19 protein-coding genes are annotated in these 23,847 nt (G+C 63.8%); 15 read left to right on the top strand and 4 right to left on the bottom strand.

Annotation, left to right across the window (positions count from 1 at the left end):
- Positions 1–24: 24 nt before the first annotated feature.
- Entirely contained in the window at positions 25–1,635 is a 1,611-nt protein-coding gene (locus tag NKJ01_RS16125; protein WP_352729310.1) for a phosphoenolpyruvate carboxykinase, read from the bottom strand.
- A 343-nt stretch (positions 1,636–1,978) separates the two neighbouring features.
- Here NKJ01_RS16125 and NKJ01_RS16120 point away from each other — a divergent pair, with 343 nt between their 5' ends.
- The 15 genes from NKJ01_RS16120 (at position 1,979) to NKJ01_RS16050 (ending at position 21,010) form a co-directional block, all read left to right on the top strand.
- Positions 1,979–2,680 carry a response regulator transcription factor gene (locus NKJ01_RS16120; protein ID WP_013528337.1) on the top strand — a complete coding sequence of 234 codons (702 nt, stop codon included), beginning with the start codon at positions 1,979–1,981 and terminating at the stop codon, positions 2,678–2,680.
- 201 nt (positions 2,681–2,881) lie between these two features.
- Entirely contained in the window at positions 2,882–4,666 is a 1,785-nt protein-coding gene (locus NKJ01_RS16115; protein WP_352729308.1) for a sensor histidine kinase, read from the top strand.
- Between the two features lie 149 nt (positions 4,667–4,815).
- Positions 4,816–5,280 (top strand): HPr kinase/phosphorylase, encoded by a 465-nt coding sequence (locus NKJ01_RS16110; RefSeq protein WP_352729306.1) that lies wholly within the window; start codon positions 4,816–4,818, stop codon positions 5,278–5,280.
- Between the two features lie 164 nt (positions 5,281–5,444).
- On the top strand, positions 5,445–5,846 hold the full coding sequence (locus NKJ01_RS16105) for a PTS sugar transporter subunit IIA (RefSeq protein WP_023761135.1): 402 nt from the start codon (positions 5,445–5,447) through the stop codon (positions 5,844–5,846).
- Complete coding sequence (locus NKJ01_RS16100; protein WP_352729305.1) at positions 5,843–6,154, top strand: HPr family phosphocarrier protein; 312 nt, start codon at positions 5,843–5,845, stop codon at positions 6,152–6,154. The genes NKJ01_RS16105 and NKJ01_RS16100 overlap by 4 nt, the downstream gene beginning before the upstream one ends.
- Positions 6,155–6,330: 176 nt before the next feature.
- The gene (ahcY, locus tag NKJ01_RS16095) at positions 6,331–7,731 is read left to right on the top strand and encodes an adenosylhomocysteinase (RefSeq protein ID WP_352729304.1); all 1,401 of its coding nucleotides are present in this window, start codon (positions 6,331–6,333) and stop codon (positions 7,729–7,731) included.
- A gap of 199 nt (positions 7,732–7,930) precedes the next feature.
- Complete coding sequence (locus NKJ01_RS16090; protein WP_352729303.1) at positions 7,931–10,486, top strand: ATP-binding protein; 2,556 nt, start codon at positions 7,931–7,933, stop codon at positions 10,484–10,486.
- An 8-nt stretch (positions 10,487–10,494) separates the two neighbouring features.
- Positions 10,495–12,006, top strand: a complete 1,512-nt coding sequence (tsaE, locus tag NKJ01_RS16085) for a tRNA (adenosine(37)-N6)-threonylcarbamoyltransferase complex ATPase subunit type 1 TsaE (RefSeq protein WP_352729301.1) — start codon at positions 10,495–10,497, stop codon at positions 12,004–12,006.
- The gene (locus tag NKJ01_RS16080) at positions 12,003–12,731 is read left to right on the top strand and encodes a nucleotidyltransferase family protein (protein WP_352729299.1); all 729 of its coding nucleotides are present in this window, start codon (positions 12,003–12,005) and stop codon (positions 12,729–12,731) included. Before tsaE ends, NKJ01_RS16080 begins: the two co-directional genes overlap by 4 nt.
- Positions 12,728–15,862, top strand: a complete 3,135-nt coding sequence (gene addB / locus NKJ01_RS16075; protein WP_352729297.1) for a double-strand break repair protein AddB — start codon at positions 12,728–12,730, stop codon at positions 15,860–15,862. The genes NKJ01_RS16080 and addB overlap by 4 nt, the downstream gene beginning before the upstream one ends.
- Complete coding sequence (addA, locus tag NKJ01_RS16070; RefSeq protein WP_352729295.1) at positions 15,859–19,377, top strand: double-strand break repair helicase AddA; 3,519 nt, start codon at positions 15,859–15,861, stop codon at positions 19,375–19,377. The genes addB and addA overlap by 4 nt, the downstream gene beginning before the upstream one ends.
- Positions 19,378–19,451: 74 nt before the next feature.
- Positions 19,452–19,775 (top strand): thioredoxin, encoded by a 324-nt coding sequence (trxA, locus tag NKJ01_RS16065; protein ID WP_023761143.1) that lies wholly within the window; start codon positions 19,452–19,454, stop codon positions 19,773–19,775.
- Positions 19,776–19,997: 222 nt separating this feature from the next.
- Positions 19,998–20,279 (top strand): cupin domain-containing protein, encoded by a 282-nt coding sequence (locus NKJ01_RS16060; RefSeq protein ID WP_352729293.1) that lies wholly within the window; start codon positions 19,998–20,000, stop codon positions 20,277–20,279.
- A 72-nt stretch (positions 20,280–20,351) separates the two neighbouring features.
- Positions 20,352–20,600 (top strand): hypothetical protein, encoded by a 249-nt coding sequence (locus NKJ01_RS16055; RefSeq protein ID WP_023761145.1) that lies wholly within the window; start codon positions 20,352–20,354, stop codon positions 20,598–20,600.
- Positions 20,597–21,010, top strand: a complete 414-nt coding sequence (locus NKJ01_RS16050) for a type II toxin-antitoxin system VapC family toxin (protein WP_352729291.1) — start codon at positions 20,597–20,599, stop codon at positions 21,008–21,010. Before NKJ01_RS16055 ends, NKJ01_RS16050 begins: the two co-directional genes overlap by 4 nt.
- A gap of 35 nt (positions 21,011–21,045) precedes the next feature.
- Here NKJ01_RS16050 and NKJ01_RS16045 read toward each other — a convergent pair whose 3' ends face one another.
- From NKJ01_RS16045 to accD, 3 genes are all read right to left on the bottom strand, one after another.
- Positions 21,046–21,465 (bottom strand): VOC family protein, encoded by a 420-nt coding sequence (locus NKJ01_RS16045; protein WP_352729290.1) that lies wholly within the window; start codon positions 21,463–21,465, stop codon positions 21,046–21,048.
- Between the two features lie 26 nt (positions 21,466–21,491).
- Complete coding sequence (locus NKJ01_RS16040) at positions 21,492–22,817, bottom strand: bifunctional folylpolyglutamate synthase/dihydrofolate synthase (RefSeq protein WP_352729288.1); 1,326 nt, start codon at positions 22,815–22,817, stop codon at positions 21,492–21,494.
- A gap of 62 nt (positions 22,818–22,879) precedes the next feature.
- On the bottom strand, positions 22,880–23,806 hold the full coding sequence (gene accD, locus NKJ01_RS16035) for an acetyl-CoA carboxylase, carboxyltransferase subunit beta (RefSeq protein ID WP_023761149.1): 927 nt from the start codon (positions 23,804–23,806) through the stop codon (positions 22,880–22,882).
- Between the last annotated feature and the right edge of the window lie 41 nt (positions 23,807–23,847).

Here is a 23,847-nt window from a genome sequence, read left to right as displayed (position 1 = left end):
CGACGGCTAAGCCCGATGGCGTGATTACTCCGCCGCTTCCTGCATGCGTGGCGCGGCGCCCAGCACCACGGCGTCGACATGGCGTTCGAATTTCTCGAAGTTGACGGCGAACATGCCGACCAGTCTTGCCGCCTGCAGGTCATAGCCGGCCTTGTCAGCCCAGGTCGAGCGCGGGTCGAGAATGGCGCTGTCGACGCCGCGAACCGCCACCGGCACCTCGAAACCGAAATGAGGATCGGTGCGGAACTCGGCCGTCTTCAGCGAGCCGTCGAGTGCGGCGGCAAGCAAGGCCCGCGTCGCCTTGATCGGCATGCGCTTGCCGGTACCGTAGGCGCCGCCGGTCCAGCCGGTGTTGACCAGCCAGCAATCGGCGCCATGGCGGGCGATCAGCTCGCGCAGCAGGTTGCCGTATTCCGATGGATGGCGCGGCATGAACGGCGCGCCGAAACAGGTGGAAAACGTCGCTTCGGGCTCAGTCACGCCCTTTTCGGTTCCGGCCACCTTGGCGGTGTAACCGGAGAGGAAATGATACATCGCCTGCGCCGGGCTCAGCCGCGCGATCGGCGGCATCACGCCGAAGGCGTCGGCGGTCAGCATGATGATGTTGTTGGGATGGTTGGCGCGTCCCGTCTTGCTGGCATTGGGGATGAAGTCCAGCGGATAGGCGCAGCGCGTGTTTTCGGTGAGCCTCCCATCGTTGAAATCCGGCACGCCATCGACATCGAGCACGACATTTTCCAGCACGGTGCCGAAGCGCCGCGTGGTGGCAAATATTTCCGGCTCGGCTTCCGCCGACAGCTTGATCGTCTTGGCGTAGCAGCCGCCTTCGAAATTGAAGATGCCATGCGGCCCCCAGCCATGCTCGTCGTCGCCGATCAGCGTGCGCGAGGGATCGGCCGAAAGCGTCGTCTTGCCGGTGCCCGACAGGCCGAAGAAGATGGCTGCATCGCCGGCCGCGCCCTCATTGGCAGAGCAATGCATCGGCATCACGCCTTTCGCCGGCAGCAGATAGTTGAGCATGGTGAACACCGACTTCTTCATCTCGCCGGCATAGGAGGTGCCGCCGATCAGCACGATCTTGCGCGTGAGGTCGACGGCGATCACCGTTTCGGTACGGCTGCCGTGGCGGGCTGGATCGGCACGGAAGGACGGCAGGTCGATGATGGTCATGTCCGGTACGAAATGCTCGAGTTCGGCGGCATTCGGACGGATGAGCAGATTGCGGATGAACAGCGAGTGCCAGGCAAACTCGGTGACGACCCTGGTCGGCAGCTTCAGCTCCTCATCGGCACCGCCAACCAGATCCTGGACGTAAATATCCTTGTCGGCGGCATGCGCCTGGAAATCGGCAAGCAACGCGTCGAACTGGGCCGGCGAGATCGCCTTGTTGTTGTCCCACCAGATATGCGGCTCGGTGGCGCCGTCGCGGACGACGAATTTGTCCTTCGGCGAGCGGCCGGTGTGCTGGCCGGTCTCGGCGAGCAGCGCGCCGTGCGCGGTCAGCCTGGCTTCGCCGCGTCGGATCGATTCCTCATAAAGGGCTGCCGCACCGAAATTATAGCGCACCACGCCGGTGGTTTTCAGGCCGATATGATCGATCGCGCAGGCAGGATTGCGTTTGCCGACTTCCGACATGGGTGTCCCTTCTTGGATTTGCCGCATCTTTGCCGGCGTGTTTCCGACAAGCCCGCACCGCGGACTGAAATGCTCAGAAACAGAAAAGGCGAATGATATCAAATCATTAATCGATTTAAATATTTTGAAAGTTGTTTAAATCGTTTATATGTGCAAAAAGTTCGGCGGTTGCCCAAAGGATTGGCGATGTACGTTCGTCCAATCCATATCGAGGTAGGATTGTGGCCGCCGGCATGCCGCGCGTGACAGCGGGCAAGGCCTATGCCACATTTTGTACCTAATTTGTCCTGCAAAAGCCCCTTCTCTACGAAAGAAGGGACAGCTCATGAGGGAGCCGCTTGAAATGGCAACAATCGCGCTTGTCGACGACGACCGCAACATTCTGACATCGGTGTCGATCGCGCTCGAATCCGAGGGGTATCGCGTCGAGACCTACACGGATGGTGCGTCAGCGCTGGAGGGATTGGCGGCACGCCCGCCTAACCTTGCCATCCTCGACATCAAGATGCCGCGAATGGACGGCATGGAACTGCTGCGCCGGATGCGCCAGAAGTCCGACCTCCCGGTGATCTTCCTGACTTCCAAGGACGACGAAATCGATGAATTGTTCGGCCTCAAGATGGGCGCCGACGATTTCATCCGCAAACCGTTCTCGCAGCGTCTGCTGGTCGAGCGGGTGCGCGCCGTGCTGCGCCGTGCCAGTGCCCGCGAGGCCGCCGCCAAGACACCCAGCCAGCAGGCCCGCTCGCTCGAACGCGGTCAGCTCGTGATGGACCAGGAGCGCCACACCTGCACCTGGAAGGGCGAGCCGGTGACGCTCACCGTCACCGAGTTCCTGATCCTGCATTCGCTGGCGCAGCGTCCCGGTGTCGTAAAAAGCCGTGATGCGCTGATGGATTCGGCCTATGATGAACAGGTCTATGTCGACGACCGCACCATCGACAGCCACATCAAGCGGCTGCGCAAGAAGTTCAAGGCCGTCGACGACGACTTCGAGATGATCGAAACCCTTTACGGAGTCGGATACCGGTTCCGCGAGGCGTAAGATGCATGTCGCCCAAAAGTGGTTCCGGTTTTGGGAAGACGACATGCACCAGAGCAAGGTGATGCATGTCGCCCAAAAGTGGTCCCGGTTTTTGGGGTGACGACATGCACCAGAGCAAGGTATTTCATGTCGCCCAAAAGTGGTCCCGGTTTGGGATGACGACATGCATCTAACTAGAGACTAGGCGGGAGCTGCTATTCGATGGCAGTCGAGGCACAGCGAAGCAGACCGGCGGGCGCCTCGAGGCGGCCGTCGCGGATCATGCCGTCCTTCGTGTCGAAGATCACGGTCCCGATGCGCCGCTTCCTCGGCCATCATATCTTTTCCAGCCTGACGCGGCGTATCCTTTTCCTCAACCTTGCCGGCCTTGCCGTCCTGGTGACCGGCATTCTCTATCTCAACACCTTCCGCGACGGGCTGATCGACGCCCGCGTCGAAAGCCTGATGACGCAGGGCGAGATCATCGCCGGCGCGATCGCGGCGTCGGCGACGGTCGAGACGGATTCGATCAGCATCGACCCGGAAAAGCTGCTTGAGCTGCAGGCCGGCGAAAGCCTTGGACCGGGCTCCGACCAGCTCGACAATCTCGACTTCCCGATCAACCCGGAACGTGTCGCGCCGGTGCTGAGAAGGCTGATCTCGCCGACCCGGACCCGCGCCCGCATCTATGATCGCGACGCCAACCTGCTGCTCGATTCACGCCATCTCTATTCGCGCGGCCAAATCCTGCGCTACGACCTGCCGCCGGTCGAAGAGGAACAGCCCGATCTGCTCGAGCGCATCCAGAAATTCGTCTTCGACTTCTTCCGCAACACCGAGCTGCCGGTCTATCACGAGCAGCCGGGCGGCAATGGCGCCGCCTTCCCGGAAGTGGTCAAGGCCCTCACCGGCAGCCCGTCTACCATCGTGCGCATATCGGAACAGGGTGAGCAGATCGTTTCCGTGGCGGTGCCAATCCAGCGCTTCCGCGCCGTTCTCGGCGTTCTGATGCTGTCGACCGAAGGCGGCGATATCGACAAGATCGTCGCCGCAGAGCGCAAGGCGATCCTGCGCGTCTTCGGCATCGCGGCCTTGGTCACCGCCATCCTGTCGATGCTGCTCGCCTCCACCATAGCCAATCCGCTGCGCCGGCTGTCGGCGGCGGCGGTGCGGGTGCGGCGCGGCGTCAAGAGCCGTGAGGAAATCCCCGACTTTTCCGACCGCCAGGACGAGATCGGCAATCTGTCGATCGCGATACGCGACATGACCAAGGCACTCTATGCCCGCATCGAGGCGATCGAAAGCTTTGCGGCCGACGTGTCGCATGAATTGAAGAACCCGCTGACGTCGCTGCGCAGCGCGGTGGAAACCTTGCCGCTGGCCAAGAACGACGATTCGCGCGGTCGGCTGATGGACGTCATCCAGCACGATGTCAGGCGGCTGGACCGCCTCATCACCGATATTTCCGATGCCTCCCGTCTTGACGCGGAGCTCGCACGCGAAGATGCCGGGACCGTCGACTTGAAGAAATTCATCACCGATCTCGTCGTCGTTTCGCGTGAAGCCACGCGCAACAAGAAGGCGGTCGAGATTGAGTTCAAGGTCGCCAAACTGCCGCAGGGCGTCAAAGGCTATTTCGTCGTCGGCCATGATCTGCGCATCGGCCAGGTCATCACCAACCTGATCGAGAACGCCCGCTCCTTCGTTCCCGAGGACCATGGCCACATCGGCCTGTCGCTGGCGCGCGCCGGCAAGTTCAACATCATCACCGTCGACGACAATGGTCCCGGCATCCGGGCCGACAACATCGACCGCATCTTCGAACGCTTCTACACCGACCGGCCGGCCGGCGAGGCGTTCGGCCAGAATTCCGGCCTTGGCTTGTCGATATCCAGGCAGATCGTCGAGGCCCATGGCGGCACCTTGACCGCCGAGAACATCCCCGGCACCAAACCCGGCGAGATCAAGGGCGCGCGCTTCGTCGTGACGCTGCCGGCCGAAGCATGATCCCGAAAAGTGGAAACCGGTTTTCTCGGACGAACGGTTCCGTTCGTCCAGAGATCATGCTTCATTCAACAGGCATGATCCAGCAAAGTGGAAAACGGTTTTCGGACAAGATCATCATGCTTAATCCAAAAACATGATCGTGCAAGATCGTGCCTGATCCAGTTGCGCAGCCTGAAAACATTCACGGAACCGCGATCCTGATCGGCGAGCGCGGCGTCCTTATCACCGGGCCGTCCGGCGCCGGTAAGACGACGTTGGCGCTGACACTCCTGGACCATTGCCGCGCGCGCGGACTGTTCTCGCGGCTGATCGGCGACGACAGGCTGCTTGCCGCGGCCCGCGCCGGGCGGCTGGTCTGTCGCGTGCCGGCGACCATCGCCGGTCTCGCCGAAGTGCCTGGGTTCTTGCCGCGACCGCTGCCGTTCGAGCCGGGCGGAGTGATCGACCTGCATGTGAGGCTGGTGCCAAAGGTAGAGATGGCCCGTTTCCAGGAGGAGGAAATCAGCGAGCCTGTCGCAGGCTGCCCGGTGCCGCGTATCGACCTTGCCGAGCGTAACGCCGCCACGGCACTGCCCGCCGTGATGGCGCGGCTGTCGATCGCGCCTTTTCTATGATCCGCCCCGGCTTTTTTGCTGCAATGCGTCAAAATGGCATGGACCTGCGCAATTTTGGGCTTGTCAACGGGCCGTGCGTCGACAAGATAGCGCTCCCGCCGCCTGGAATGGCTGGCGAGCATAAAATGCGCCTGTGAAGCGGCGATGACGGGAGCCACCAAAGAATGATCGGACTCGTGCTTGTAACGCACGGTCAACTGGCCGCCGAGTTTCGACATGCCGTGGAACATGTCGTCGGGCCACAAGACAATTTCGAAACCGTGGCGATCGGCGCCGATGACGATATGGAGCAGCGTCGCCGCGATATCGTCGACGCTGTTGCCCGTGTCGACACAGGGGCGGGGGTCATCGTGCTGACCGACATGTTCGGCGGCACGCCCTCCAACCTTGCCATCTCGGTGATGGAGTCCGGCCGCACCGAAGTGATCGCCGGCATGAACCTGCCGATGCTGATCAAGCTCTCCTCGATCCGCAAGGGCGACAATATGGCCGCCGCGCTCGACGAGGCGCAGGCGGCCGGCCGCAAATACATCAATGTCGCCAGTCAGCTTCTGAGCAGCAAATGAACGCGCTGTCCCCGGAAAAAGATCAGATCGCCAAGGATACCATCACGAGGGACTTCCCCATCATCAACCAGCGCGGCCTGCATGCCCGCGCCTCGGCGAAATTCGTCCAGCTGGCCAGCGGTTTCGACGCCTCGGTGCATGTCGAGAAGGACGGCGTCCAGGTCGGCGGCACCTCGATCATGGGCCTGATGATGCTGGCGGCAAGCCCCGGCTACTCGATCCGCGTCACCGCCAGCGGGCCGCAGGCGCGGCAGGTGATCGACGCTCTGGAGCAACTGGTGGCATCCCGCTTCGGCGAGGAAAGCTGATCCGCCACACCGCGAACGCATGTCCGAGAGACATGCACGAATAAAGATTTCTTTATATCCCATTGTCGTCCCGGTGCCGATCTGCTAGTCAACCCGGCAATTCGCGCCCTTCAACGCGCCTGCCGGCGTGGGCGCATCCGCAACCAATTCGCAGCACAAAACTTCGGAGCACTGCCATGACGGGTAGCAAGGACTATGTGGTCGCCGACATCTCGCTTGCCGGCTGGGGCCGCAAGGAAATCGAGATCGCCGAGACCGAAATGCCGGGCCTGATGGCCAGCCGCGAGGAATTCGGCGACAAGCAGCCGCTCAAGGGCGCGCGCATCACCGGCTCGCTGCACATGACCATCCAGACGGCGGTGCTGATCGAGACGCTGAAGGCGCTCGGCGCCGATATCCGCTGGGCCTCCTGCAACATCTTCTCGACCCAGGATCACGCGGCCGCGGCCATCGCCGAGGCCGGTATCCCGGTGTTCGCCGTCAAGGGCGAGTCGCTCGAGCAGTACTGGGACTACACCGACAAGATTTTTCAGTGGGCCGACGGCGGCCTCTCCAACATGATCCTCGATGATGGCGGCGACGCCACCATGTACATCCTGATCGGCGCCCGCGCCGAGGCCGGCGAGGACGTGCTGTCCAACCCGCAGAGCGAGGAAGAGGAATACTTCTACGCGCAGGTCAAGAAGCGCCTGAAGGCCTCGCCCGGCTTCTTCACCAAGCAGAAGGCGGCGATCCGCGGCGTCACCGAAGAGACGACGACCGGCGTCAACCGGCTTTACCAGTTGCAGAAGAAGGGCCTGCTGCCCTTCCCCGCCATCAACGTCAACGACTCGGTCACCAAGTCGAAATTCGACAACAAGTACGGTTGCAAGGAATCGCTCGTCGACGGCATCCGTCGCGGCACCGACACGATGATGGCCGGCAAGGTCGCCGTCGTCTGCGGTTACGGCGACGTCGGCAAGGGCTCGTCGGCCTCGCTCAAGGGCGCCGGCGCCCGCGTCAAGGTCACCGAGGTCGATCCGATCTGCGCCCTGCAGGCGGCGATGGATGGTTTTGAAGTCGTCACGCTGGAAGACGCGGCACCCACCGCCGACATCGTCATCACCACCACCGGCAACAAGGATGTCGTCACCCTCGACCACATGCGCTCGATGAAGGACATGGTGATCGTCGGCAACATCGGTCACTTCGACAATGAGATCCAGGTGGCCGCGCTGCGCAACCTGAAATGGACCAACGTCAAGCCGCAGGTGGACATGATCACCTTCCCGGACGGCAAGCGGATGATCCTTCTGTCCGAAGGCCGCCTGCTCAATCTCGGTAACGCCACCGGCCACCCGAGCTTCGTCATGTCGGCGTCTTTCACCAACCAGGTGCTGGCCCAGATCGAGCTGTACACCAAGCCCGGCCAGTACGAGAACCAGGTCTATGTCCTGCCCAAGCATCTCGATGAAAAGGTCGCGCGCCTGCATCTCGACAAGCTTGGCGCCCGCCTCACCGAATTGTCCGGTGAGCAGGCGGCCTATATCGGCGTCACGCCGCAGGGTCCGTTCAAGCCGGAACACTACCGCTATTAACGAAATCTAAAATTGCTACCAGATATTGAGGCCGGGCGATTGACTTTTCGCCCGGCTTTATTTTTGCGCGCAATCGCCTTCACGACGATTCGGCGAGGGTTTATTGTCAGCTGATTCGCGACGCTTCCAGCCCGAGAGGGGTTCAAGAGAGGTGTGCATCAGGGCGGTCTTGCATTCAGGCGGCGGAGAGGACCAAGACATGCCGGGGCAACACCCGCACAGAGCGGGACGGGCCGTTTCCGGCGGCCATGACGATTCGAGGATCACTGGCTCCGCCTTGCAAAGCGGGGGCCTGTCCTGGCGCGTCCGTGCGTCGATATTCCTTGCCACTTCCGCGCTTGCCGGCCCGTTGGCAGGTGCTGTCGCGCATGCCGAGACCGCTGGTTCCGCCGTCGCCGGATTGTCGATGAGCGCCGTCGAGGTGATGCAGCTTGCCGTGTTTGTCGGGGTGACGGGCGCTGCGCTTCTCTCGGCCATCGTTCTCATCCGCGAAAGAGCCCGCACCTCGGCGGAAAATGTCGAGCTCAGGAGCCGCCTCGCCGATATCAACGCGGCGCTCCGCCGCTCGGAGGCGCTGCTCAATCTGCGCGACCAGCGCGTGGTCGTCTGGGCCGCGGAAAACAAGAAGCCGGAACTCATCGGCACATTGCCCGTCGAAAGCGGCGCTCCGGAGGACCGGGCCGCTTTTCTTGCTTTCGGCCGCTGGCTGATGCCGCGTTCGGCGGCAGCACTTGAACATGCCGTTGCGGGATTGCGCGAAAAAGCCAAACCCTTCGACCTCGTCATCGAATCGCAGGCCGGCGCTCCGCTCGAAGTGCATGGCCGCAAGAGCGCGGCGCATGTGCTCGTGCGTTTTATCTCGCTTTCGGAGACGCAGCGCAGCCAGGCCAGGCTGAAGATCGAGAACCAGCGACTGGCCGCCGACCATGATACGATGATCGGCCTGCTCGACGCGCTGAACATGCCGGCCTGGCTTCGCAGCGCGGATGGGCGGCTGAAGTGGGTCAACCGGGCCTATGCCGATGCGGTCGAATCCGAAAATGCCGAAACCGCGGTTCGGGAGGCAAAAGAGTTCCTCGGCGGCCAGGCACGCGACGCGATTGCCGCCCAGCACAAGACACATCCGGTCTTCGAACAGTCGCTTTCCACCGTGATCGAAGGTGATCGTCGTGTGTTTGCGGTCACCGATTTCGCCGGCAGCGATGGCTCGGCCGGCCTCGCTTGCGACACCAGCGCCATCGAGACGGTTCGCGGCGAATACGAGCGGACCGTCAGGAGCCACGCCGACACGCTCGATCAGCTCAATACGGCGGTCGCCATTTTCGACACCGACGAGAAGCTGCGGTTCTTCAATCAGGCCTTTCAGAAGCTGTGGGGCCTCGACAGTGGTTTCCTGCACAGCGCTCCCGACAATGCGCTGCTGCTCGACCGGCTGCGCAGCGAGGGCAAGATCGCCGAGCAACCGGAATGGCGCCGCTGGAAGGAAGGTCTGCTCGGCGCCTATCGTGCCGTGGAATCGCAGGAGCATTGGTGGCATCTGCCGGACGGCAAGACCATCCGCGTCGTTGCCAACCCGCAGCCCAAGGGTGGCGTGACCTGGGTGTTCGAGAACCTGACCGAGAAGATGGACCTCGAAAGCCGCTACCAGACAGCGGTGCGGGTCCAGGGCGAGACGCTCGACAATCTTGCCGAAGGCGTGGCGGTGTTCGGCCCCGACGGCAGGCTTCGGCTGTCGAATCCCGCCTTTGCCACACTCTGGGGTTTGAGCGGCGAAGCGGCCAAGCCAAATGTCCACGTCTCCACGATCCGCGACCTTTGCAACCGGCAGGCGGCGGACAGCCCCTGGCCAGGCTTCGTCGCCGCCATCACCGGCTTCGACGACGAGCGCCGCGACCGCCACGGCCAGACCGAACTCAACAACGGCAATGTGCTGAGCTACGCCATGATCCCGTTGCCCAACGGGCAGGTGATGATGACCTTCGTCGATGTTACCGACAGCGTCCATGTCGAAAGGGCGCTGAAGGACAAGAACGAGGCGCTGCAAAAATCCGACCAACTCAAGAACGAATTCGTCCAGCACGTCTCCTATGAACTGCGCTCGCCGCTGACCAACATCATCGGCTTCACCGAACTGCTGTCGCAGCCCACGACCGGTCCGCTGACGCAGAAACAGAGCGAATATGTCGAGCATGTCAGCTCGTCGTCCTCGGTGCTGCTCACCATCGTCAACGACATCCTCGATTTGGCGACGGTGGACGCCGGCATCATGCAGCTCGACATTTCCGAGGTGCACGTCGATCGCACCATTGCGGCCGCGGCCGAACTGGTCGCCGACCGGCTGGAAGAGCATTCGATCAGGCTTGAGGTCGACGCCAGGGCTGCGCCGAAGACGTTCCACGGCGACGAAATCCGCGTCCGCCAGATCCTCTACAATCTGCTTAGCAACGCCGCCAACTACGCCCCGGAAGCCAGCACCATCCGGCTCACTTGCCGCAATCTGGCGGACGGGGTGGAATTCTCGGTTCATGACGACGGCCCCGGCATGCCGCCGGACCTGCTCGATTCTGTGTTTCGCCGCTTCGAGCCGCGCGCCAATGGCGGCCGCCGGCGCGGTGCCGGTCTCGGCCTGTCGATCGTCAAGAGCTTTGTCGAGCTGCATGGCGGCAGCGTTCGCATCGAAACCGGCAAGGACAAGGGCACGACCGTCATCTGCACTTTTCCCGACATGCCGGGCATCCGCGCCGCGGCCGAGTAGCACGCTCGATGACGGGATTGGTGCTGGAGCGTTTGCTCGCCGACGAGACACAGACAGCACGGCTGGGCGAAGATCTTGCCCTGTCGCTGCGCCCGGGTGATGTGCTTGCCCTCAAGGGCGATCTCGGCGCCGGCAAGTCGACGTTGGCGCGGGCCTTGATCAGGACCTTGGCCGACGATGCCAGTCTCGATGTTCCGAGCCCGACCTTCACGCTGGTGCAGAGCTACGACACGCGCATCCCGGTCCATCATTTCGATCTCTACCGCCTGTCCTCGGCGGCCGAGATCGATGAGCTCGGCTTCGACGAAGCCCTGACCCAAGGCGCCGCTTTGGTCGAATGGCCGGAACGGGCCGAAGATTATCTGCCGAAAACCACGGTCCTGATCGAGCTCGTCCAGCATGGCGACGGCCGGTTGGCGAGATTGTCGGGGCAGGGCGCTCCCTTCGATCGGGCGGCACGATCGCTGGCCATGCGCGACTTTCTCGTGAACGCCGGCTGGGGGCAAGCGCAGCGCCGCCATTTCGTTGGCGATGCTTCGGCCCGCTCCTACGAGATCGTTTCGCTGCCGGACCGGAAGCCGCGAGTGCTGATGAACTCGCCTCGGCTGGTGCTCGGCCCACCCGTGCGCGACGGCAGAGCCTATGCCGAGATCGCTCATACCGCCCAGTCGGTCTCCGCCTTCGTCGCCATCGACCGCGCCTTGAAGGCCGCCGGCGTCAGCGTTCCGGAAATCCATGCCGAGGACCAGGAGCAGGGATTCCTGCTGCTCGAACATCTTGGTTCTGAAGCATTTCTCGGCAGCGATGGCCAGCCAGTGGCCGAGCGCTATGCGGCGGCGGCCAAACTGCTGGCCATGATGCATGGCAGGACCTGGCCGCAGCGCCTGGAAACAGGGCACGGCGGCTTCCATGATGTGCCGCCTTTCGACCGCGACGCCATGATGATCGAAGCCGATCTGCTGGTCGACTGGTACGTGCCGGCGCTATCGGGCAGCCCGGCAAGCGACAGCTTGCGCTCCGGCTACCACAGGGAGTGGAATGCGCTTCTCGACCGTCTGCACGGCCGCGAAGTCACGCTGATGCTGCGCGACTTCCATTCGCCCAACATCATCTGGCGCGGCGATCGTTTCGGGCATGACCGGCTTGGCATCGTCGATTTCCAGGATGCGCTGATCGGCCCGTCCGCCTATGACGTCGCCTCGCTCGCCATGGACGCGCGCGTCTCGATGTCAACCGAGATCGAGAGGGAGACGCTCGATGCCTATATCGCGGCGCGCCACGCAGCGGGCGCTTTCGACGAAGCAAGTTTCCTGGAATCCTACGCCATCATGGCGGCGCAGCGGAACTCCAAGATCCTCGGCATCTTCGTCCGGCTCGAAAAGCGCGACGGCAAACCCTATTATCTGAAGCATCTCCCGCGCATTCGCGATTATCTGCGCCGGGCTCTGTCTCATCCGGCGCTGGCAAGCCTGCGCGAGTTCTACGACAGCCACGGTTTGCTGGAGGAGCGAGCGCTGTGACAGCAAAACCGGACACTGCCATCGTACTTGCCGCCGGGCTCGGCAAACGCATGCGGCCGATCACCGACACCATTCCCAAGCCGCTGGTCAGGATCGCCGGCAAGACGCTGCTCGACTGGAGCCTCGACAGCCTGGCCGCCGCCGGTGTCGGCAAGGCCGTGGTCAACGTCCATTATTTTCCCGAACAGATCGTCGCCCATGTCGCGGCGCGCACTGCGCCACGCGTCGTCATTTCCGATGAGAGCGAAAGACTTCTCGATTCCGCCGGCGGCATCGTCAAGGCGTTGCCAGAATTGGGTGAGCAGCCCTTCTACATCCTCAACGCCGACACCTTCTGGATCGACGACGGTCCCCTCAATCTCGAGCGCCTCGCCCTTGCATGGGACGCGGCGAAAATGGATATTCTGCTGATGCTGGCGGATCTTAATCAGGCGACCGGACACTGCGGCAGCACCGATTTCCTGGTGGCACCGGATGGTGCCTTGCGGCGCTCGAAAGGCGATCCGGCGGGCCTGATCTATGCTGGGGCGGCGATCGTCCATCCGCGCCTGTTCGGGCAAGCAGCGGCCGGGCCGCACTCGCTCAACGCCTATTTCGATTCGAGCATCGCCGCCGGGCGACTGTTCGGCATGCCGATGCACGGCCAGTGGATCACCGTCGGTACACCCGATGCCATTGCGCTCGCCGAAGCGGCGGTCGCCGGCGCGTTAATCGAGTCGCAATGAGCGGCTCAAGCCGCGTTTTCTCGATCCCGCCCGGAGCGCCGTTTCTACCGACGCTTGCCGAAGCGCTGCTTGCCGGACGCCTTGTTCCTGGCTTTCGCTTTGACGGCGATCCGCTCGCTTTGGCCGATGTCACCATCTATGTGCCGACGCGCCGCGCCGCGCGCGCCTTGCGGGGTGTCTTCGTCGACAGTCTGGCGGCGCGCGGCGGCGGCGGTTCGGCGATCCTGCCAGTCATCCGCCCGCTCGGCGAATTCGACGAGGACGAGGCCGTATTCGAGACCGAGGCAGCGGCGGCCATCGATCTCGCGCCGCCGATCGCCGCGACTGAGCGCCTGTTGCTGCTGACGCCACTGGTGCGCGCCTGGAAACGCCGGCTGCCGGCCCATGTCGCCGCGCTCTTCGCCGAGGAGATCGTCATCCCGGCCTCCACCGCCGACGCGATCTGGCTGGCGCGCGATCTCGCCCGGCTGATGGACGAGATCGAGACGGAAGGAACGGATTGGGCCAAGCTCACCGATCTGGTGACCGGCAATCTTGCCGGATGGTGGCAGGTGACGCTCGAATTCCTCGGCATCGTCACCGACGCCTGGCCGAAATTCCTTGCAGAAAGCGATCGCTCCAATCCGGCCGCGCATCGCAGCGCGCTGATCCGCGCCGAGGCGGCGCGGCTGCAGCGCAATCCGCCCGCTGGACCGGTCATCGCCGCGGGCTCGACCGGCTCCATTCCGGCCACCGCCGAACTGCTTGCGGCGATCGCCCGCTTGCCCGGCGGCGCCATCGTGCTGCCAGGCCTCGACCGGTCGCTGGACGAAGCGTCCTTCCAGGCAATCGCCGCGCCCGGCGCCCGCCCGGCGGTGCTTGGCCATCCGCAATATGGTCTGGCCAGGCTGATCGGCAAGATCGGCGTGCTGCGCGGCGATGTCGAGGAGATCGACGCGGCCGAGCCACGGCTTGCGCTTCGCGCCGCCCTTGTCGGCGAAGCCCTGCGGCCGGCCGAGACCACCGAATTGTGGGCCGAGACGCGCAATGACTTTTCGGCGTCTGACGTCGCCGGGGCATTCGCCGGCGTGACCTTGCTCGAAGCAGCCAGCGAGCGCGATGAAGCCGTGGCCATCGCCGTTGCGCTCAAGCGCGCGGTCGAAAACCCAGGCCAAAAGGCCGCTCTCGTCACCGGCGACCGCGCGCTGGCGCGACGCGTTTCGGTCGAGCTCCAGCGCTTCGGAGTTGTTGCCGACGATTCCGGTGGCACGCCGCTCGCCAACACCCCGGCGGCCAGCCTGCTCAGGCTGGCACTCGAGGCGGTGTTCCGGCCAGGCGATCCCGTCGGCCTGCTGTCGCTGCTCAAGCATCCGCTGCTTGGCCTTGGCCTCGAACGGGCTGATGTGCGCCATGCGGCGGAGCTGGTCGAACTGGTGGCGCTGCGCGGCGGCACCGGCCGCCCCGACATCGTTTCGCTTCCGGAATTGTTCGAGGCTCGCCTCACCGGCCTGGGCAGCGGCAGCCGGCCGCCCTTCTGGTTTTCCCGGTTGACCGTGCGCGCCATCGAAAGCGCACGGAATTTGCTGGACCGTCTCACGCAAGCACTGGCGCCACTTGCGGCTTTCCGGGGCCAAGGTGACGCCGACCTTGCCGCGCTGGTCACAGCCAGCGTCGTCGCACTCGAAAATCTCGGCCGCACCGCCGATGGCGGCCTTGGCGAACTCTATGCCGGTGACGCCGGCGAAAAGCTTGCCGACCTGCTGCGCGGGCTGATCGCGGCTTCCGCGCCCTTGTCGTTCGCGGCGAACGAATGGCCCGACGTGATGGCGGCGCTGGTCGCGCCTGAAACGGTAAAACCGGCGCAAGGCACCGACAGGAACATCTCCATCTGGGGTGCGCTGGAAGCACGCTTGCAGACTGTCGACACGCTGGTCATCGGGGGGCTGAACGAGGGCGTATGGCCGCGCAAGCCCGAGAGCGACCGCTTCATGTCGCGGCTGATGAAGACCGGCATCGATCTCGAACCGCCGGAACGGCGCATCGGCCTTGCCGCGCATGATTTCCAGATGGCCATGGGCGCGAAGAAGGTGCTGCTGGCCCGCTCGGCGCGTGCCGGCGATGCACCGGCGGTGCCGTCGCGCTGGTTGCAGCGCCTGCTCACCTTCATCGGCAACGACCAAGCGGCAGCGCTGCGCCGCCGTGGTGATGAACTGCTCACCTGGGCGCGCGCGCTCGACTCCGGTCCAAGACAGGATTTCGCGCCGCGGCCGCAGCCGAGGCCGCCCTTGTCAGTGCGCCCTGGCCATTTCTCGGTCACCGAGATCGAGACACTGCGCCGTGATCCCTATGCCGTCTACGCAAGGCGAATCCTCGGCCTGATGCCGCTCGATCCGGTCATCCGCGACCCCGGTGCGGCCGAGCGCGGCACGCTGTTCCATGCCATCCTGCACCTGTTCGCGGCGCGCGTCGCCGACCCACGCGCGCCCGACGCGCTCGCTGGCCTCATATCAGCCGGCCGTGCCTGTTTTGCCGATGCAGCCCTTCCAGTCGATGTCGAAGCGGTGTGGTGGCCGCGTTTCGAAAAGCTTGCCGCCAACATCATCGAGTGGGAGCGCACGCGCGCCGGCGCGGTGATCCGGCGGCATGCCGAGGAGCGCGCCGGAAAGACCGTCGTTGGCCAGTCCGGCGTGACGCTGTCCGGCTATGCCGACCGTGTCGACCTGCTGGCTGGCGGCATGGCCGACATATTGGACTACAAGACCGGCTCCTCGCCGTCCAAGGCGCAGGCGCACACGCTGCTGGCGCCGCAACTGGCGCTGGAGGGCGCTCTGCTCAGGCGCGGCGCCTTCAAGGATTTGGGCGCGCGTGAACCGTCGCAACTGGCCTTCATCAGGTTGAAGCCGAATGGCGAGGTGTTCGAGGAATCGATCCTCGAACACAACCGCCAACCGCGCACCGCAGCCGATCTTGCCGAAGAGGCCTGGGCGCGGCTGGAAAAGCTGTTGATCCACTATGCCGACCCGGCGACCGGTTACCTGTCGCGCGCGCTGCCGTTTCGCGAGGGCGAGACCGATGGCGATTACGACCATCTTGCCCGCGTGCTGGAATGGTCGGCCGGCGGCGACGCCGGTGACGAGGGAGGGGAGGCATGAAAAAGGCCTATCCCATCCCGAGCGACACCGCGACCAGCCAGGCCCGCGCCGCCGACCCTCAGAATTCCGCCTGGGTGTCGGCGAACGCCGGCTCCGGCAAGACCCATGTGTTGGCCCAGCGCGTCATCCGGCTGCTGCTGCGCGGCACCGATCCGTCGAAGATACTGTGCCTGACCTACACGCGCCCCGCTGCCGCCAACATGTCCAATCGGGTGTTCTCGACACTGTCGGAATGGACGACGCTCGGTGACACGGATCTGGCGGCAAAGGTCGAGGCGCTGGAGGATCGCCGGCCCGATATCGAAACCATGCGCCGGGCGCGGCGCCTGTTCGCCGAGGCCCTGGAAACGCCCGGTGGGCTGAAGATCCAGACCATCCATGCCTTCTGCGAATCCGTGCTCCACCAGTTCCCGCTGGAAGCCAACATCCCGGCCCATTTCGAGATGCTCGACGGCCAGATGGAGGCATCGCTGTTTGCCGCCGCGCGCCGCGACATGATCTCCGGCACCGCCGCCGGCGATAAGGGTCTGGCTGAGGCCTTTGCCACCGTCCTCGACCGGGGCGGCGAAGCCGGGCTCGATGCCTTGCTGGGCGAGATCGTGCGCAAGCGCGACGGCTTGCGCACTTTCATCGACGCGGTCGGGCGCGACGGCACGCGCTTCCAGGTGCTGTTCGACGAATTCCATTTCCGCTCCGGCCAGACCGCCGAGGGCATAGCGGCATCGGTCTGGCCGCTGCCGGGCTTCCTGCCTGACTATTTTGCCGGCTTTGCCCAGGCTGCTGAAGCCACCGACGCCAGATCGGTGCTGAACAACATCCTGCCCTATGCGCGCCAGGCTTTCGCCGAGGGCGACCCCATTCGCCGTCTGCAATTGCTCGCAAGAGCCTTCCTCAAGACCGATGGCGATGCCTACGACCCGGCGAAGGCCTTCAAGAAAGCTCTGGTCGATCGGCTGCCGGATCTGGCGGAGCGCTATCTCTCGGCGACAAAAGCCATCATCGAAACCGTCGACCGGCTGGCTCTGTTCCGGATGCTGGAAGGCACGGTTGCCGCGCTGACCATCGCCGACTGGCTGATCGCCCGCTATGAAGTGCTGAAGCGCAGCCGCGGCTTTCTCGATTTCAACGACCTGATCACCCGCACCGTCAATCTTCTGGCGCGGCCCGATGCCGGCCCCTGGGTGCAATACAAGCTCGACCAGGGAATCGACCACATCCTGCTCGACGAGGCGCAGGATACCAGCCCGGATCAATGGGAGGTTGTGAAGCGGCTGGCGGAAGAGTTCTTTGCCGGCTTCGGCGCCCGCGACAAGGTCCAACGCACCGTCTTCGCAGTCGGTGACGAGAAGCAGTCGATTTATTCGTTCCAGGGTGCGGCGCCGGATTCCTTCGCCGACAGCCGGCTGTTGTTTGCCGGCAGGGTGCGCGACGCCGAGGCGTCCTTCGCCGATCTGAAGCTGACCTGGTCATTCCGCTCGACCGACGATGTTCTGGCCGCCGTTGACCGCGTCTTCGCCGATCCCCTGGTGCGGCGCGGCATCAGCCACGATCCCGATCCGCTGAGCCACAAGGCGATCCGCACCGATGCGCCGGGATATGTCGAGGTGTGGCCGTCGGTCGGCGCCGACGTCGTCGACGAGCCCGACGATTGGACGCAAGCCATCGACCATGCGCATGCACCGGCGGTTCGCGTGGCCGAGAACGTCGCCGCCACCATTGCGGGCTGGATCGGCACCAGTGAGATCATCGAAGGCCGCGGCAAGCGGCTGCGGCCTGGCGACGTGCTGGTGCTGGTGCGCAAGCGCGACCGCTTCGTCCATGCGCTGACTCGCGCCTTGAAACGCCGCGACATTCCGGTCGCCGGCGCCGACCGGCTGAGCTTGCCCGGTCATATAGCGGTCAAGGACCTGATCGCGCTCGGCCATTTCCTGATCCAGCCGCAAGACGACCTGTCGCTCGCCGCCGTGCTGCGCAGTCCGATCTTCGATTTGCCCGAGGAGGAATTGTTCACGCTCGCTGCGCAGAGGTCGGCTGGGTTGTCGTTGATCGCATCGCTGCGCCAGCTTGCCGGCGAAAGCGAGCGACTGACAAAGATCGTCGCGCAACTGGACATCTGGACAAATGAGGCCGCGTTCAAGCCGGTCTTCGAGTTCTATGCCGGGCTGCTGGCGCGCGATGGCGTGCGCAAAAAAATGATCGCGCGGCTCGGGCCTGAAGCCGGCGACATTCTCGACGAGTTCCTGAGTTTCTGCCTTGCCGAGGAGCGGACCGGCCTGCCTGGGTTGGAAGCCTTCCTGTCGACACTGGAAAACGCCGGTCCCGAGATCAAGCGCGAGATGGACCAGACCCGCGACGAGGTCCGGGTCATGACCGTACACGCAGCCAAGGGCCTGGAAGCGCCGGTGGTGTTCCTGGTCGATGGCGGCTCCGCCCCGTTCAGCGACCAGCATCTGCCGCGCCTGATGCCCTTTGATGGCTCCGGCGCCACCTGGGATGGCAAGGGCTATCTCTGGCGCTCGGCCAGCCACGTCGCCAACGGCTTTTCCAAAGCAGCGGCAGCGCGGGCACGAGAACTTGCCGACGACGAATACCGCCGGCTGCTCTATGTCGGCATGACCCGTGCCGAGGACCGGCTGATCGTCTGCGGCTATCACGGCAAGCGGGCGCCGAACGCCGGCACCTGGCACTCGATCGTCAGCCGCGCACTGGTCGGCGCTCCGGAGAGCCAGCAGCATCCGCATCCCGCCGGCGGCGAGCCGGCGCATCGTTTCCATGTCACGAAGCTGCCGCCGGTCGCACTGGTATCCAGCGAGCAGGCACGGCAGGCCGACGCTTTCGAGCCTTTGCCGTCGGGCCTGTTCCGGCCCTTGCCGCCGTTCGAGGACTTGCCGCGTCCCCTGTCGCCATCCGGCGCCGCGGCGCTGATCGACGAAGGCAAGGAAGCCGTGATCGACAAGGCGTCGCCGGTTATCGATGCCGATGCGGAGCCAGGTTTTGCCGTGCTGCGTGGGCTTGCCCTGCACAAGCTGCTGCAGATGCTGCCCGGTATTGCCGAGCCCGAACGCGCGGGAGCAGCGGAACGCTACCTCGCACGAACCGGCGCCGGCTGGCCTCCGTCAGAGCGGGAGAAAGCCTTGGCTTCGGTCACTTCGATCCTTGCGGATCCCCGCTTCAGTCAGCTGTTTGCGCCGTCGTCGCGTGCCGAGGTCGCGATCATGGGCAGCCTGGAGGTCAAGGGCAAAAAGCGCTCGATTTCCGGCAAGATCGACCGGCTGGCGGTGACGCCGGACGCGGTCTCGATCGTCGACTACAAGACCAACCGGCCGGCACCCGCCTCTCTGGCCGAGGTCCCGCCGGCCTATGTCCTGCAGCTGGCGCTCTATCGTGCCCTGCTGCAGCCGCTTTATCCCGGTCGCGCGGTCCAGGCGGCCTTGCTGTTCACCGAGGCGCCGCGGCTGATCGAGCTGCCGGCGAGCGCCATGGACGACGCCCTTGCTCGACTCACGGGAGCGTGACACAACACCTGCTTGAAGAAGGGTGCGATCACCACCACATTTGGTGCGACGAAAAATTTCGAAAGGATTTCTGCATGACCACTGTCAAGGTCGACAAGAGCAATTTTCAGGCCGATGTGCTTAACGCCAGCGTACCGGTCGTCGTCGATTTCTGGGCGGAATGGTGCGGTCCCTGCAAGATGATCGCGCCGGCGCTGGAAGACATCGCCACCGAACTTGGTGCCAAGATCAAGATTGCCAAGCTGAACATTGACGAGAATCCCGAGCTTGCCGCGCAGTTCGGCGTGCGCTCGATCCCGACGCTGATGATCTTCAAGGGCGGCGAAGTGGCCGACATGAAGGTCGGCGCGGCGCCCAAGACCGCGCTGTCGCACTGGATCAATGGCAGCCTCGCCTGATCCATCTGAAATTCCTGATATCAAGCCCGGCCTCGCGCCGGGCTTTTTGTTGGCGTCACTACAGGGCCGCGCGTCTATGGCCGCACGCTGTAGCAATTGGATTGGCGCATGATCCTTTCGGAAAATCGAGACCGAGTTTCTGGGTCATGCGCTGGGCGGCTCTGGCCCTCACATCCGGGCACTCCATGTCTTCTGTTGGCGGTGCAAGCAGGGAGAAACGACATGACCGGATCCGCCAGGGCCACCGTCTTCATCGACAATGAACGCGTCATCGTCACCGAATACCGCTTCGCGCCGGGCGAGAACACCGGCTGGCACCGCCACGGCCACGACTATGTCGTCGTGCCGCTGATGGACGGCAAGGTAAAGCTGTTGACCAAGGACGGCGAATCCTTCGCCGAGATGACGAAGGGCGCGCCCTATTTCCGCAGGGAAGGCGTCGAGCATGATGTCATCAACGCCAATGAAGGCGAGTATGCCTTCATCGAGATCGAGCTAAAGTGATGGCATGCCATCATCTGCCATCTTGATGGCAGGAGCAGAAAAGGCTATATCTTTCTCAAAAGGGAGTTTGAAATGGCCGAACCCCAGCTTTCCGTCCGCAGCGCAAAAGCACGTGATCTTGCGCATCGACTCGCTCGTCGCGAAAACCGCTCAATAGCTGATATCGTCGAACGCGCGCTTGAATCCTATGAGATTCGGGAGGCCGGGCGAGAACCGGCATCCGCCTTCTACTCTCGCCTGACGGCAAGCGTTGGCGTCGACATCGATCTGGAAGAAATCATCCGGGAAAGCCGCAAGGTCCATACAGGGCCGGAGCTTTGATTTTCGTCGACACCAATGTGATTTCAGAGAGCCTTAGAAAGGCGCCTGACGCGGCTGTCATGGCTTGGCTGGTCCGCAACGATGCCGAACTGGCGCTTCCTACGGTGGCGATTGCCGAAATCGCTTTCGGTATCCAAAAGATACGACCTGACGAGCGTGCCGATCGCCTGGAGCAAGGTCTTTCCCAATGGCGCCATCGCTTTGCCGGTCGCATTTTTGGGCTGACGGAGGAGGCGGCTCTGGCTTATGGCGAGATTATGGAAACGGCGACGCGCCAGGGCCGGGGCATGTCGGCACCCGATGGCATGATTGCAGCGATAGTACGCGTGAATGGCGGTCAGCTGGCAACGCGTAACGTGAACGACTTCGGCCCGGCCAACCTTGAGATGATCTCACCTTGGGATTTCTAGGGCGTTTCACCGTTTCACGGAGAAGCAGGAATGCTCTACCAGTCGGCGATACGATCGCCGCCGGCGAATTGCGCGCTTTTGGCGGTGTATTCAAACAGCTCGATCTTCACACCGTTGGGATCGCGTATCCAGGCCTGAAACGTGTCGTCGCAGGCGTGCTTCTTATCCGTGACATCGACGCCTTTCGATCTGATATGGGCGATCGCCGCGTCGATGTTTTCAACCTCAAGGCAAAAGTGGTTGATCTGGTTGAGCTCGCTGTAGCTGGCCCCATCCTTCTGGAACACCTCGACATGGCTGCGCCCGCCGCAATTGAGGTAGAAGCCGAAGATCTTGCCGTCGCGGAGGAAATTGAACTGGGTGTCGAGGCCGAGCACGTCGCGATAGAAGCTTCGTGTCGCTTCCAGGTCATGCGCTAAGATGCAGACATGGGCGAGCTGCCTGACCTTGATCATGACTGGCTCCTCTCGAAGGTCTGGCCTCAGGTCGGCGGCGTGCCGTTCTCGGCCAGCACCGCGCCGGCCAGGTACAATGAACCGCCGATCAAGATGCGCGGCGGCGGGCCGTCCCAGGTATCGCGCAGCAGCATCAGCGCATTGGCAACCGAACTCACCGGCTCGGCCGTCAGTCCCGCCTCCGTCGCGCGGATCGCCAGTTCGTCGTTAGGCACGCCGGCCTCGCTGAGGCTCACCGGCACCGTGTAGACATGCCGGGCCAAGCCTTTGAAGGCCCGGAAATAGCCACTCTGGTCCTTGGTGTTGATCATGCCGGAAATGAGGAAGAGCGGACGCGGGTTCTTTTCTTCCTGCTCGGCCAGCGCTTCGGCAATCACCATGCCGGCGCCCGGATTGTGGCCGCCGTCCAGCCAGATGTCGGCACCCTTCGGTGCCAGTTCCGCCAGCCGGCCCTGCGCCAGCTTCTGCATGCGGCCTGGCCAGGCGACATTGATCATCGCCTTTTCGGCAGCGCGATGGCTGATCTCGAAACCGGCCGCCTTGACCGCGGCGATCGCCGCCGCCGCATTGGCGAATTGGTGGCGCCCCGGCAGCCGTGGCGGCGGCAGGTCCATCAACCCGTCCTCGTCCTGGTAGACCATGCGGCCGTTTTCCTCATAGGCGAGGAAATCCTGGCCGTAGACGAAGGTCGGGCACTCAAGCCGATCGGCGGTTTCGATCAGCACCTGCAGTGCCGTCTCGCTTTCCTGTGCGCCGATGACCACCGGGCAGCCAGGCTTGATGATCCCGGCCTTTTCGGCGGCGATCAGTTCGACACGGTCGCCGAGATAGGCCTCGTGATCGAGCGACACCGGCATGATCACCGATACGGCAGGCTCCTTCACGACATTGGTGGCGTCGAAACGGCCGCCGAGCCCGACCTCGATAATGGCGGCATCGGCCTGGTGTTCGGAAAACAGGAGGAAGGTGACGGCGGTGAGGATCTCGAAGACGGTGATTGTCTCGCCTTCGTTGGCCCTGGCGACGCGCGCTATGGCATCGGCGAACACCCTGTCCTCGACCAGCCTGCCGCCGCCATCGGCGGCCAGCCGGTAGCGCTCATGCCAATTGACCAGATGCGGCGAGGTGTGGACATGGACGCGGTAGTCCGCCGCCTCGAGCAGGGCGCGCGAAAACGCGGCGCACGAACCCTTGCCATTGGTGCCGGCGATGTGGATGACCGGCGGCAGCCGGTCCTGCGGGTTGTCAAGCCGCTCCAGCAGCCGCGAAATGCGGTCGAGCGAAAGGTCGAAGCCTTTCGGGTGAAGCGCCATCAGGGCTTCGATTTCGCGGTCGGCGGCAAGCGTCATCATGGAAGAATCCTATGCGGGCCGCAAAGCACGCGCAATCGCGGTTCGCGGCGCACGATGTCGCGTCAGGCGTGCGGTCGGGCTTCCGTCGGAATGGTGGCCGGCGGCAGGATTTCCGGCTCGATCGGCTTTTGCTCCTCCGGCAGCTTGAGCAGCATCCTGAGCAGGCGCGCGATGGTTTCGCGCAGTTCCAGCCGCGACACCACCATGTCGACCATGCCGTGCTCCATCAGATATTCGGAGCGCTGGAAGCCATCTGGCAGCTTTTCGCGGATGGTCTGTTCGATCACGCGCGGTCCGGCAAAGCCGATCAGCGCGCCGGGCTCGGCGATGTGCACATCGCCCAGCATGGCGTAGGAGGCAGTGACGCCGCCGGTGGTCGGGTTGGTCAAGACGACGATGTAGGGAAGACCGGCTTCCTTCAGCCTGTCGACGCCGACCGTGGTCCTCGGCAATTGCATGAGGGACAAAATACCTTCCTGCATGCGGGCACCGCCGGAGGCGGCAAAGAGGATGAGCGGCCGCTTGCGCTGCAGGGCGACTTCAAAGCCATGCACGATGGCGTCGCCGGCGGCCATGCCGAGCGAGCCGCCCATGAAGGCGAAGTCCTGCACCGTCACCACAACCGGCAGGCCCTCGACGGTCCCCAGCGCGTTGATGATCGCATCTTCCAGGCCGGTCTTGGCCTTGGCGTCCTTCAGCCGGTCGACATAGCGCTTCTCGTCGCGGAACTTCAGCGGATCCTGCATGACCTTGGGGTTATCCAGGGTCTCGTATTTGCCGTCATCGAAGAAGAATTTCAGCCGCTCCTTGGCCGAGATCTTCATGTGATGGCCGGACGAGGGGATGACGAACTGGTTGGATTCCAGATCCTTATGGAACACCATCTCGCCGGTCTCCGGATCCTTGATCCAGAGATTCTCGGGCATGTCGGTGCGCCGGCCGAGCATCGAATTGATCTTCGGGCGAACGTAGTTGGTGATCCAGTTCATCGCTTCGGCTCCTGTCCTGACGAAGAGTTGGGTAAAGAGGT

The sequence above is a fragment of the Mesorhizobium sp. M0276 genome, assembly GCF_040321755.1.
Classification (GTDB): Bacteria; Pseudomonadota; Alphaproteobacteria; order Rhizobiales; family Rhizobiaceae; genus Mesorhizobium.
This window is presented reverse-complemented; position numbering and strand designations above follow the sequence as displayed.